The 12843-nt window shown below is 46.2% G+C and carries 13 protein-coding genes; 9 read left to right on the forward strand and 4 right to left on the reverse strand.

Translation table 11 applies throughout. The features are described 5' to 3' along the window. Positions 1–115 precede the first annotated feature (115 nt). From FXF61_RS00855 to FXF61_RS00895, 9 genes are all read left to right on the forward strand, one after another. On the forward strand, positions 116–1180 hold the full coding sequence (locus FXF61_RS00855; protein ID WP_151183490.1) for a pilus assembly protein PilM: 1065 nt from the start codon (positions 116–118) through the stop codon (positions 1178–1180). Next, positions 1180–1755 (forward strand): PilN domain-containing protein, encoded by a 576-nt coding sequence (locus FXF61_RS00860; RefSeq protein ID WP_151183491.1) that lies wholly within the window; start codon positions 1180–1182, stop codon positions 1753–1755. Before FXF61_RS00855 ends, FXF61_RS00860 begins: the two co-directional genes overlap by 1 nt. Next, positions 1752–2375 (forward strand): type 4a pilus biogenesis protein PilO, encoded by a 624-nt coding sequence (pilO, locus tag FXF61_RS00865; RefSeq protein WP_151183492.1) that lies wholly within the window; start codon positions 1752–1754, stop codon positions 2373–2375. Before FXF61_RS00860 ends, pilO begins: the two co-directional genes overlap by 4 nt. Further along, positions 2372–2899 (forward strand): pilus assembly protein PilP, encoded by a 528-nt coding sequence (locus tag FXF61_RS00870; protein WP_151183493.1) that lies wholly within the window; start codon positions 2372–2374, stop codon positions 2897–2899. The genes pilO and FXF61_RS00870 overlap by 4 nt, the downstream gene beginning before the upstream one ends. Before the next feature lie 51 nt (positions 2900–2950). After that, on the forward strand, positions 2951–5038 hold the full coding sequence (gene pilQ / locus FXF61_RS00875) for a type IV pilus secretin PilQ family protein (protein ID WP_151183494.1): 2088 nt from the start codon (positions 2951–2953) through the stop codon (positions 5036–5038). Then, complete coding sequence (aroK, locus tag FXF61_RS00880) at positions 5038–5562, forward strand: shikimate kinase AroK (RefSeq protein ID WP_151183495.1); 525 nt, start codon at positions 5038–5040, stop codon at positions 5560–5562. The genes pilQ and aroK overlap by 1 nt, the downstream gene beginning before the upstream one ends. Positions 5563–5670: 108 nt before the next feature. Next, the gene (aroB, locus tag FXF61_RS00885) at positions 5671–6768 is read left to right on the forward strand and encodes a 3-dehydroquinate synthase (RefSeq protein WP_151183496.1); all 1098 of its coding nucleotides are present in this window, start codon (positions 5671–5673) and stop codon (positions 6766–6768) included. A gap of 15 nt (positions 6769–6783) precedes the next feature. Continuing rightward, complete coding sequence (locus tag FXF61_RS00890) at positions 6784–8346, forward strand: SPOR domain-containing protein (protein ID WP_151183497.1); 1563 nt, start codon at positions 6784–6786, stop codon at positions 8344–8346. Between the two features lie 8 nt (positions 8347–8354). Continuing rightward, complete coding sequence (locus tag FXF61_RS00895) at positions 8355–9185, forward strand: 23S rRNA (adenine(2030)-N(6))-methyltransferase RlmJ (protein WP_151183498.1); 831 nt, start codon at positions 8355–8357, stop codon at positions 9183–9185. On the opposite strand, the gene FXF61_RS00900 is transcribed toward FXF61_RS00895, so the two are convergent. The 4 genes from FXF61_RS00900 to FXF61_RS00910 form a co-directional block, all read right to left on the reverse strand. Beyond that, positions 9182–9832 carry a TetR family transcriptional regulator gene (locus tag FXF61_RS00900; protein ID WP_151183499.1) on the reverse strand — a complete coding sequence of 217 codons (651 nt, stop codon included), beginning with the start codon at positions 9830–9832 and terminating at the stop codon, positions 9182–9184. The genes FXF61_RS00895 and FXF61_RS00900 overlap by 4 nt on opposite strands. A 122-nt stretch (positions 9833–9954) precedes the next feature. After that, positions 9955–10290, reverse strand: a complete 336-nt coding sequence (locus FXF61_RS00905) for a PilZ domain-containing protein (protein WP_151183500.1) — start codon at positions 10288–10290, stop codon at positions 9955–9957. 16 nt (positions 10291–10306) lie between these two features. Next, the gene (locus tag FXF61_RS15035; RefSeq protein ID WP_256663470.1) at positions 10307–10483 is read right to left on the reverse strand and encodes a DUF1631 domain-containing protein; all 177 of its coding nucleotides are present in this window, start codon (positions 10481–10483) and stop codon (positions 10307–10309) included. Continuing rightward, on the reverse strand, positions 10438–12690 hold the full coding sequence (locus FXF61_RS00910; protein WP_256663471.1) for a DUF1631 family protein: 2253 nt from the start codon (positions 12688–12690) through the stop codon (positions 10438–10440). Before FXF61_RS00910 ends, FXF61_RS15035 begins: the two co-directional genes overlap by 46 nt. Positions 12691–12843 lie beyond the last annotated feature (153 nt).

Here is a 12843-nt window from a genome sequence, read left to right on the forward strand (position 1 = left end):
CATTATAAACGTTTTTATTCAAGAGAAGCTATTTGCGCTTCTTCGTTCATCGTTTATCTAATGTGGAACAAACCTAAACCGTACGTAAGTGACGGATGTTGATAGGGATTCTGTCGTGCTAGGGCTCTTCAAAAAGAAAGCGAATACGCTGCTGGGGATCGACATAAGCTCGACTTCAGTTAAGCTCATAGAACTGAGTCGCTCAAGTGGCCGCTATAAAGTAGAGGCGTACGCTGTTGAGCCGCTCCCACTCAATGCAATCGTAGAGAAAAATATTGCGGAACTTGATTTAGTTGGACAGGTGATTTCTAAACTGCTCAGTAAAGCGCGCACTAATATTAAACAAGCGGCAGTTGCAGTTGCTGGCTCTGCAGTGATTACTAAAACGATTGAAATGGACGCTGGGCTTTCTGATGATGAATTAGAAAATCAGCTCAAGATTGAAGCGGATCAATACATTCCATACCCTCTTGAAGAGGTTGCAATCGACTTTGAGGTGCAAGGGCCTGCGCCGCGCAGTAATGAGCGGGTTAATGTATTGCTTGCAGCTTGTCGTAAAGAAAACGTAGAAGTACGGGAAGCGGCATTAGCATTGGCAGGGTTGAGTGCGAAAGTTGTCGAAATTGAGGCGTATGCTCTAGAGCGTGCTTATGGCTTACTGGCTGAGCAGCTGAGTGATAGTGAGGATGATCTAACGGTTGCGGTTGTTGATATTGGTGCAACCATGATGACGCTCAGTGTCCTGCATAACGGTCAAACAATTTATACGCGTGAACAAATTTTTGGTGGCAAACAGCTCACAGAAGAAATTCAGCGTCGCTATGGTTTGTCTGTAGAAGAGGCGGGTCTGGCTAAAAAGCAAGGTGGCTTGCCAGATGATTATGAGAGCGAAGTATTGACCCCCTTTAAAGAGGCGGTTGTTCAGCAAGTGTCACGCTCCTTGCAGTTCTTTTTTGCTGCGGGACAGTACAGCGATGTCGATTACATCATCTTAGCAGGTGGCACAGCTTCGATTGTCGGGCTGGATCAGCTTGTTCAACAAAAAATAGGTACGCCAACTCTTGTGGCTAACCCTTTTGCCAATATGACGCTAAGCAGCAAGGTCAATGCAGGTGCATTAGCAAGTGATGCGCCTTCTTTGATGATTGCTTGTGGCTTAGCGATGAGGAGTTTTGACTGATGGCACGCATCAACTTACTTCCTTGGCGTGAGCAGTTGCGCGAAGAACGCAAACAGCAATTTCTAGTGATTTTAGTGGGTGTGTTAATTATAGCTGGGGGTGTTGTTTTTTTAGCCGATCAATACCTAAATACTGCAATTGAGCAGCAAAATGCACGCAATGAGTTTCTGCGCAAAGAAATCTCGGCTCTGGATTCTCGTATTAAAGAAATCAGTGAGCTGAAGACACGACGTCAGCAGCTGGTTGAACGTATGAAAATTATCCAGGACTTGCAAGGCAACCGCCCTATAACAGCCCGTGTATTTGATCAGTTGATACGCACGCTACCGGACGGTGTGTACTTTACTGATGTGAAAATGGAAGGGCAGTCTATTTCTATTGAAGGGGCTGCTGAGTCTAATAATTTAGTGTCAAGTTTGATGCGCAATCAAGCGGACTCAGATTGGCTTAGCGCACCCAACTTGACTGAAGTTAAGGCTGTCAGTGCTGATAAACTTGATCAAGCTAATACCTTTAAGCTGACTGTACAGCAGACAGCACCAAGTGAGCTGAGTGAGCAAGGAGGACAGCAATGAGTTTAGTGGACTCCTTTAAAAGCTTAGGCAAAGTCGATTTTGCCGAGCTCGATTTTAATAATATTGGCTCATGGCCTGCTGCAGTTCGGGTGTTAGTGTGCTTGATTCTGCTTAGCGCTGTTTTAGCGTTAGGCTATTTTATGCATTTAACCGATTTGCAAGATGCGCTTGAGCGCCAGCAGGCAGAAGAGGTTACCCTAAAAGAGCAGTTCACTGTCAAGGTTCGCCAAGCTGCTAATCTTGAAGAATACAAGGAGCAGATGAAGCTGATGGAAGCTTCGTTTGAAGCCTTATTGCGGCAGCTGCCCAGTGATACTGAAGTGCCCGGTTTGCTTGAGGACATCACCAGTGCAGGTTTGAATTCTGGTCTTGAGTTTGAGGAAATAAAATTGCTGCCAGAGATCACGCAGCAATTTTATATTGAACTGCCGATACAAGTTAAAGTGTTTGGTAGTTACCACGATGTAGCAACATTTGTTAGTGCTGTAGCTAGTATGCCGCGAATTGTGACGCTGCATGATTTCACTATCAAGCCAGTGGTTGAAGGCAGTAGTTCTAGGTTGGCAATGAATGTTTTAGTAAAAACGTACCGTTACAACGATAAAGGAGCGAAGCAATGAAACGCTCTCATTACGTGTTGACCGCAGTATTAGCTTTGAGTTTAACGGGCTGCGGATCTTCAGATGGCTTTGCTGATTTACAAGTATTTATGGATGAGGTTCGCTCGCGGCCGAAAGGATCGATTGAGCCGATGCCTAAAGAAGTGGTATATGAGCCATTTACTTATGTGGCAGCAACCTTGCGCAGTCCATTTCAGCCGCCTGTGAAGATTGAGTTAAGCAGCCGCGAGAAAGGCAGTAAGGATATCGAGCCTGATGAAACACGGGTTAAACAGTTTCTTGAAGGCTTTAATATTGAAAGCTTTGTGATGGTGGGAACACTTTCAAATGAAGCAGGCACTTATGCTTTGCTTCGCGGTGGCAATGGTGTGCATCGTGTGCGCATTGGTGACTACCTTGGCGGCAATCACGGTCGCGTGACGGCTATCACAACGGCTGGTATAGAAGTGATAGAAATTGTTTCTGATGGCGATGGTGGCTGGTTGGAACGGCCGCGCACTCTGGCTTTGCAGGAACGCTCTTGAGTGAGGCTGGCTATGAAAACTGATTATGTGCAAGCACAACGGAATTGGAAAATGAAAACAAAACTATCTCGTATCGGTATGACTTTGCTGGCAGCGGCATTTTCACCAGCATTGCTAGCCGCCAACCTGCAAACATTAGATGTAGCAGCATTGCCTGGCGACAAGGTGGAACTTAAATTAGCCTTTGATGAACCGATCACTGCACCGCGCGGCTACACCATTGAGCAGCCCGCTCGAATTGCTTTGGATTTGCCCGGTGTTAAAAATAAATTGGGTACTAAAAATCTAGAGCTTGGCGCAGGTAATGCACGCAGTGTCAGTGTTGTTGAGGCGCAAGATCGCACACGATTAATTATTAATATGAGTCGTCTGTCGCCCTATAGCACGCGTGCAGAAGGTAAGCACTTGTATATTGTGGTGGGCGATAATGTGAGTGCGTCAGCACCTGTTGTCAACACGCCGGTTGTTAAGCCTTACGCTGCTCAGCAGCGCGGTATCAGTAATATTGATTTTCAGCGTGGTGAGCAAGGTGAAGGTAATGTTGTTATTGAGCTCAGTGATCCTAACAACACACCTGATATTCAAGATCAAGGTGGCAAGATTCGCCTGACATTTGCTCAGTCAGTATTGCCAGAAGCGTTGCGCGTACGCTTAGATGTTAAAGATTTTGCAACGCCTGTGCAGTTTGTCAGTGCCAGTGAGTCTAATGGCAAAGTTGCAATCGTCATTGAGCCAAGTGGTGTTTACGATTATTTGGCTTATCAAACTGATGATAAGCTAACAATTAGTGTTAAACCTGTCACGCAAGATGAAATAGAAAAACGCAATGCAGAACGCTTTGCTTATACCGGTGAAAAGCTATCACTAAACTTCCAAGATATTGATGTGCGTTCAGTGTTGCAGTTGATTGCTGACTTCACTGATCTAAACTTAGTTGCCAGTGATACTGTGCAGGGTAACATCACATTACGCTTACAAAATGTACCTTGGGATCAAGCGCTTGATTTAGTGTTGAAAACTAAAGGTCTTGATAAGCGTAAAATTGGTAACGTGTTACTCGTAGCGCCTGCAGATGAAATTGCTGCACGTGAGCGTCAAGAAATGGAGGCGCAGAAGCAAATTGCTGAACTGGCACCTTTGCGTCGTGAGCTGATTCAAGTGAACTATGCAAAAGCATCACAAATTGCGGCTTTATTCCAATCAGTGACCAGTGATCAAAGTGATGTGCGCGGCTCAGTCACAGTGGATGATCGCACCAACAGCATTATTGCTTACCAGACTCAAGATAAGCTTGATGAGTTACGCCGTGTTGTAGCACAGCTCGATATTCCAGTGCGGCAGGTAATGATTGAAGCGCGTATTGTTGAGGCGAACGTTGATTACAGCAAAAGTTTAGGTGTCCGTTGGGGCGGTGCTTTGATGAGCAATACGGGCAAATGGAATGCCTTTGGTAAAGATGGAAACATTGGTATTAAAGACAATGATGAGACCAACTGCGGACCATTTGCAGGTAACTGTACACTGCCAACGATTAATAATAGCCCTGTGCCTTTTGTTGATATGGGCGTACAGAATGCTACAGCTGGCTTGGGTATTGGTTTTATTACCAATCACGCCATTCTTGATCTGCAGCTTTCTGCAATGGAAAAAACTGGTAACGGTGAAGTGGTATCACAGCCCAAGGTTGTGACCTCTGATAAAGAAACAGCGAAAATCCTGAAAGGTGCTGAAATTCCATACCAAGAAGCAAGTTCTAGCGGTTCAACCAGTACCTCATTTAAAGAAGCGGCGTTATCGCTGGAAGTGACACCGCAAATCACGCCTGATAACCGCATCATTATGGATGTTAAGGTCACTAAGGACGAGCCTGACTTTGCCAATGCACTAAACGGTGTGCCACCGATTAAAAAGAATGAGGTGAATGCCAAAGTATTGGTGACTGATGGTGAAACGATCGTGATTGGTGGTGTGTTCTCTAATACGCAAACAAAATCAGTGGATAAAGTGCCATTCTTGGGTGACTTACCCTTTATTGGCCGCATTTTCCGCCGAGATTACATCCAAGACCAAAAGTCTGAACTGCTGGTATTTATTACCCCGCGTATTATGAACAATCAGGCTATTTCACTGAATAATTAATGCAAACTGCTAATTACATACTTGTTGGCCCGATGGGTGCTGGTAAAAGCACCATCGGGCGTTTGCTTGCTAAAGAGCTGGGCTTGCCCTTCAAAGACTCTGATAAAGAGATTGAAGAGCGCACAGGTGCAAGTATTCCGCTGATCTTTGATGTCGAAGGTGAAGTGGGTTTCCGTGATCGAGAGCAGGCGGTGCTGGCCGAGTTAAGCGCACAGCAAGGCCTTGTGCTGGCAACCGGCGGTGGCGCTGTTTTGCGCTCAGAAAATCGTCAGGCTATGCGTAAGGCAGATGTTGTTATTTACTTGCATGCTTCAGTTGAGCATCAGCTGGCACGCACGGCAAGAGATCGTAACCGACCCTTGCTGCAAACCGAAAACCCCGCGCAGGTTCTTGCTGACCTGTTGGCACTGCGCGATCCATTATATCGAGAAGTGGCAACTTTAATTATTGAGACTGATACCCGTCCTCCGCGTATGGTCGTGCAAGAAATTCTGCAGTTTCTCAACAAGAATAATAGCCGCTAATCTCATCATAGGATCTGCGCTATACTTGCCTATTGGCTTTAATATCTGCCTAAATATTTGCAAGTAATATTTTTCACGTTTATCTAAACATTATAACGAGAGGCATGCATGCGTACGCTTACTGTTGAATTGGCTGAACGCAGCTATCCAATTTATATTGGTACAGATTTGTTGCGACAGGCCCAGCTGTTCACACCACATATTGTGGGGCGTAAAGTTGCGATAGTTAGTAATACAACGGTAGCGCCTTTGTATGTACAGCAGCTGCGCCAGGCTTTACAAGGCTATGAGATCAGCGAAGTTATTTTGCCAGATGGTGAGTCTTATAAAAACTGGGAAACCTTGCAGTTGATTTTTGACAGCTTGCTAGCTGACAAACATGACCGAAAAACCACGCTGATTGCCTTAGGTGGCGGCGTGATTGGTGATATGGCTGGCTTTGCTGCTGCCTGTTATCAGCGCGGGGTCAATTTTATTCAAGTACCAACCACCTTGCTGGCGCAAGTGGACTCTTCTGTTGGCGGTAAAACAGGTATTAATCACCCGTTAGGCAAGAACATGGTGGGTGCGTTTTATCAGCCGCAAGCGGTCATTATTGATACGGCAACCTTGGCAACCTTACCTGCGCGTGAGTTATCAGCTGGCCTCGCTGAAGTGATTAAATACGGATTGATTTGTGATGAGCCATTTTTGACTTGGCTCGAACAGCATATTGATCAATTACGTCGTTTAGATAGCCTGGCATTGATTGAAACAATTGAGCGCTCCTGTGCTGCTAAGGCCAAGGTTGTATCTGCTGATGAGCGTGAAGCTGGTGTTCGCGCGACGCTTAACCTAGGCCATACTTTTGGCCATGCGATTGAAACTGAGCAAGGTTATGGGGCTTGGTTGCATGGCGAAGCAGTGTCTGCTGGAACTGTTATGGCTTTAGAGATGTCTCACAGGCTTGAGTGGATAACGCTGCAACAGCGTAACCGAGGGATAAAACTCTTACTGCAAGCAGGTCTGCCAGTGGTACCACCAGCAACAATGACAGCTCAAACATTTTTAGCCCATATGGCGGTTGATAAGAAAAATATTGGTGGGCATATACGTCTGGTCTTGTTGCGTGATTTGGGCGATGCACTGATCACAACAGAGTATCCTGTTGATATGCTGCATGACGTATTGACTGCTGATTATTCGGCAATTGTAGGCAGTATTTAATTGAATGAGGGCGTTATGGCTGACTTGCATGCTGATGATGGTTATTTAGATTGGTATCAATTTGAACATGACCCGTTTCTAGGGCGTGGTCCAAGTTTTAAGTTTTTTGCCGCTAAGCGCCGACCTGTTCTGGTTGAGTTGCATCATTTGGCGCGTTACAGCAAATTGATGTTGGTGGTAACAGGGCCCGAGGGCAGTGGTAAAACAGTTTTACGCCAGGCGCTGGTAGCCAGCTCAAAAGAGCCGATTAAAAGTATTGTTGTTGCTGCATCAGTAAATGCCGATGCTGCATCCATGTTGCAGCAGGTTAACGCTGCGCTGGGTTTGCATGACAGTGATATTGCTGGCGTTTTAAGGCACATTGAACAGTTAATAATGACTGGGCAAGAGGTGCATGTGATTGTTGATAATGCAGAGCGTTTAGAGCAATCTGCATTATTGTTTCTGCAGCGCATTGCACAGGGTGTGAATGATGTAAGTGCCCGTGTTTTTGTCTTTTCAGACTCTTCAATTTGTCCACTATTAGAGAAAGTTGCAGATAATGCAGATTTGCATCATGTTATCGCGCTTGAACCTTGGGATGAAGACGAGGTTGTTGAGTATCTTGAGCAGCGCTTGGTCGCTGCAGGGCAAGCGCTTGATGTATTTACCGAACAACAATTGAGCGATATCTATACTCAGTCTGAAGGCTGGCCTGGACAAGTTAATCATGTTGCCAAAGCGATCTTGCTTGAACAAATCAATAGTAACGGATCAAAACAAAAAGTCGTAAATAATCTGCCGTATAAGCATCTTGCGCTATTAGCCGTGCTGGCTATTGCGTTAGCTGTAGTGTGGCTGATGCAAAGCTCTGAGCCTGCTGACAGCAGTACGGAGCTTGCTGCATCAGTTGTTAGTGAGCAAGCCAGTCAACTGCCTGAGGGCGACACGATTAGTGAGGTTGGTACGACTAAAGTTGAGCTTCCTTTAGTGCTCAATTCAGAGCCTGTGGTGCGAGCGCCTTTAGCACAGGCGGTCAATACAGAAGATGAAAACAGTCATTTAGTGGCAGATGAGCCGGTGCCTGATGTAGCCATGATACCTGCTGCACGCCCCGTTGATAGTGTGCCTGTACCTATCAGCAGCCCGCCAGTAGAGGTTATTAAAGAAACAGTTGTACAGCCTGTCGCTCTGGCGGAGAAAAAACCTGCGGCCCCAGCAGCGGTAGCGCCGCCGGTAGCAAAACCAGTTGCAGTGAAAAAACCTGTGGCTACTGCAGTAAAAAAGCCGGTAGCTACTGGATTGATCGGTACGTCAGGGCATCAGCAATGGTACAAGCAGCAAGCGGCTGCACGTTATACGTTGCAAGTACTCGGTACGCGCACTGAAGCGACAGCGCAAGCGTTTATAAAGCAAAATACAGCGCAGTTTCATTACTTTAGGAAAGAGCACCAAGGTCAGGCCCTGTTTGTGGTGACCTATGGCTCCTTTGCTGACCGAGCAGCTGCCCAAGCCGCTATCAATAGCCTGCCGGAAAAAGTACGTAATGATAAGCCTTGGCCGCGTACGATGTTAAGTATTCAACAAGAGCTACGCTGAGGTCATATATGAACTATCGTCATGCCTACCATGCAGGCAACCATGCAGATGTACTGAAGCATTGGCTGCTGACACGCTGTATCGCTTTAATGCAAAAGAAGTCTGCTCCTATCGCTTATATAGATACGCACGCAGGAATTGGCTTGTATGACTTACAAGGTGAAGAAGCGCTGAAGACCGATGAATGGCGCGAGGGTATTGCTCGTTTATGGGGCAGTGATCAGCCCTTGCTAGTCGATTACTTGCATGCAGTCAGTGAGCTCAATGACGATGATGAATTGCGCTATTATCCTGGCTCGCCAGAGCTGGTGCGTTGTTTGACACGTAGCCAAGATCATTTGTATTTAAACGAAAAGCATCCAACAGATGGCCAGTTACTGAAAGAAAATATGCGTATTGATCTACGTGTAACTGTGCATCTTGGCGAAGGCTGGCATGTACCGCGCGCTTTATTACCAACCGCAGAGAAGCGTCTGTTGATGCTGATTGATCCGCCGTTTGAAGAAGGCGATGACCTGCAAAGTTGTGTGCGGGCGTTAGAGGAAAGCTTGGCGCGTATGCGTCAAGCCATTGTATGCTTATGGTATCCCGTTAAAGATGTTGCGCAGTTACGGCGCTTCTATCAGCAGCTGCAAAAGAGCAGTGCGCCTAGCCTGTTACGTGTTGAGCTGTACGTTCACAAGCCAGATGATGCAACGCGTCTTAATGGCTCAGGTATGGTGATTTGCAACCCACCATGGGGCCTAGAGGATGAGCTTAGGCAATTGCTGCCTTGGCTGGCTGAAACCCTGCAGCAAAGTGCAGGGGGGTGGCGTTTAGATTGGTTGATTGCTGACTAGTTTGCGTGCAGTGCTGCACAACTGCTATTTGATTCCCAGTCGGTAATAATGCCTCTAAACAATGCATCAAGCATGGTCCCAGCTAACTCCACATCAAACAATGTGGGGTCTCTAAGCCAATCACTGAGCAGACCCAATAGCATGGCGTGTAAGGATAGAGCGGCCAAACGCGGCGTTATCTCGGGGTGTAAGCGTTTCAGTGTGGCAGGCTCGCTAAAGAGCTGCTCGCACAAAGCAATAAAGTCATTGATAAACGCTTCGTGGCGTTCCTCTGCTTCACGCAAGTCATCGGTAAACTCACAGCGGCGCAGTAAAATGGTAAAAATACGTCGCTTTCTTTCATCGCTGCCCATCGTTAAAAGAGCTTCAGTGCATAAGTGTCTTAAGCCAATAATTGGATTGTTAGGGTCGCATTGGCTGATGTGCTCAGCTATTTGTTCAGCGGGCAAGCGTACTTGGTTAAGCATCTCATTGAATAAGTGTGCTTTGTTTGCAAAATGCCAATACACCGCGCCACGGGTCACGCCAGCGTGTCGGGCAATTTGTTCCAATGAAGTGTGGGAAACACCTTTTTTAAAAAATAAAAGCTCTGCCGCGGTTAGTATTGCTGCACGAGTGTTATCTGCCTTTTCTTTAGTACGACGCATAATCACTTTCAAAAAATAAAGATAGGTATAAGTCTAACTGTTTTAAACACGAACAGGTGTAACTCAGTCAGTTGAGCAGTCTCGGTTGTTGGCCTGCTAGACTGCTGCCGTATGCATACGAGTTATTCTGGGCTACAGAAAAGGGCTTTCAACTTTTTAGTGTCTTGCGCTGAAATATCAATGATTTGAAAGCCTGCCCAGCAATGATTGTCGTCATCAGCTTGGCGTATCCATAGGCATTCTGCACCAAAAGATAATATTGAGTGAAAGTGCTGGTCATTGGCTTCTAGTACACGAATTTGCCAAATGCTGTCGACATCAATATTTTGCGGGCAAAATAGTAGGAACCCATCTTCAGAGATATCAACAAAACGCCCTAAGAAACGAGCGCTATGCACATCGTAGGCTTCAAGAGCTTGCTCTGTTGTATGGCGTGGGTTGTGGCGGCGCTCGTTCATATTAATACTCCATACCTTAAGCGGAATTATGGTTGAAGCGCTGAAAAATCTTTTGGATAGCGGTTAACGCGCGATCTATTAAAGGGGCCGTGCGGTTTCTCGTCATGATACGAGCCTTGCCTTGTTCAATTTCACCGGCAAGGACGGTCAGTGGTTTGATCGCAACACGCTGCCCTGATGCATCAACAAACATATAGTTGCGTGTGGTGGGGCTAAACCAAGATAGCTTAAGGGTTGCTGGGGGGAGTAGAACTCAAACCAAGTGCCAAAGCTAATATGTTCTAGGGTGTATGCAATTTCTTGAGCTTTACTCGAGAGGGTTTCTAAGGGGGAGGCAGGCTCTAATGCTTGCTCCTCGCCAAGCATTGTACCAAGTGGGCTGCTGGGTAAGTCAGAGCTGATTTTTTCTGCAAGCTCAGCTTGTTGAGCTTGCACAGCATGTTGGCAAGCAACTAGGTCGTGTAAAAGCTTGCGAATCATATCAGGGTGGTGACTGCCAAGTAATTCAAGCCCTTTTTGTAAGTCCGCAAGCAAGGGTTTACGCAACTCTCTAAGGCGATGTTGGTCTTCGGGCTTTTCTAGGAATGTGCCGCTCCAAGCCAGTTGCTGGGCAACTTCGGCGTAACGTTGCCATTGTGCGCTGGCAGGGCCATGGCGTAAGAATGCAAAGACTAAAACATCAACCCAAGTGCGCTCTAAAAATGTGCGGATAATGGTGGGCGGCGGAAATGTCTTGATCGTGTTGTTAACTAGCGCGCACGCTTGGTTGCGTGCTGCTAATAGTTTGTCGCGGCCTTTGGCTGCTTCAACTGCGCGTCTTTCACGTAGCTCAACACGTTGTTTTAAGGCTGTAACAAAAGTATTAAAGTCTTGTATGAGGTATTCAAATATGGCGCTGTCGTTTTTATAAGAGTGCAAGGCTTGTGAAACTGTGGCCTGCATTTTCTGCTGCAGTGCGTTTTCTTCAGTCGCGCTCTGATAAAGAATACCTGCTTGTGCCATGCCATTAAGAAGCTTTCGAGCGGGGTGTTGGTGCTGGGTGAAGAGTGTTGGGTCCTGCAGGGCAACTTGTAAATATAGTGAATGTAAATTCGATAGAATTTTCTTACTGGTCTCGGAGAGGCTGGCATCTTCAATAATAAAGTTGAACAGCATGCCCACTAAGTCAATAGTATTGGCTTGAAGCTCGGCTATTTTATGTTGTTCAGTATCATCGTGGGTTGCTTGTAGTTGTGCAACCAGCGCGCTTTTTATGCTGTCTACGGTTTGTGTAGTAAAGCTACTTAGCGCTTGCTTAGCGGTTTCTTGTTGCAGTTGTGCAAGGGACTGTAAAAGTTGCGATGTGCTGTATTCTAAATCAGCAGAGTGCGGGGTAAATGCAGTAATACTGCGCACACCATCGGGCAAGGATTGGCTTGGGGCTTGTTGGCGATAATTGCTAAGTAGCGAGCTAATTGTTTGTGCTTGCAAGCGGGTTGTTTCATCTATTGCGCTATAAGGCGATCCTGCGGGACGCACTGTAGCTTGACTTTGTTCAGTGTGCTGGAGATTAGCAGATTGTTGTGAATGGTTAAGCGAGTTTGCTGCTGTGCTTGAGTCTACTTGCGCTGCCTGCTCGTTATCGACTTGCGCTGACGAACCAGCAGAGCTGCGTTGTGTGCCTTTTATTGCTGTTGTTGAGTACTTTAAGTTTGGTAGTACACCGGCTTCAATAAGAAGGGCGTTAGTTGCCGCATAAAACTCATCGAGTTCACGCATGACAAACTGCTCAAATAGCATGTACAGAATTGTTTTAATTTGCAGATTGAAGGAGCTGGGTGCTATTGCTGCGTAAAAGCTATTGGCTATAAAGTCAGGTGACAGAGGGTTATTGTCGCCCGGCTTTTGACCGCTATTAATAAGCGCTAAGCGTTGTTCGATACCATGCAGTGCTTCAATGCAGCGTTCACTGACTTTTTTGGACATACTAGTGACAAGCAGAGACTCTTCAAAGTCATCTGTTTTTACCAAAGACAACTCCAGAGCATCAATGTCGCTAATATCAGTGGCTTTGTGTTCAGGTTTGCCCTGACCTGCGATAAAGCTATCAAACTGGCGACCAATGTTTTGTAAGAAAGCACGCTCAATCTGTAAGTGCTGATCGCGTACCTCACGTATGCTTTCGAAAAACATGGTTTGCACTTGATTGTTTTCAGCTTTTTCTGCGCAGTTAAATAAAGCGCTATCGGCCTGGGTAAAGGTTGCGCGAACATGCTTGGCAAGATGATCCAGTAGCAGTTTACGAATGTTTTGCGTCAAGCTGCTGAATTGAGGCAAAATTTTCCGATCTGTGAGCGCACCTCCAGCGCGGGTTTCGTTATGACTAGAGCATAAAGTGCTGTAGGTGCTAGGCAAATGCATGGCAGTACCCTTTATAACTATCCTTTAATAAGTTGATAATAACAGTAATCTTTGTTAAAGGTTAGCGCTGTGCAAGAGATGCAGCGCTGCATAAATCGCAGCTTTTATGTTTTTAAAGTTGCCGACAGTGAAAACATAGGCTTTATTTGCAGA

The sequence above is a fragment of the Pseudomonas sp. C27(2019) genome (assembly GCF_008807395.1).
In the GTDB taxonomy this organism is placed as follows: Bacteria; Pseudomonadota; Gammaproteobacteria; order Pseudomonadales; family Pseudomonadaceae; genus Denitrificimonas.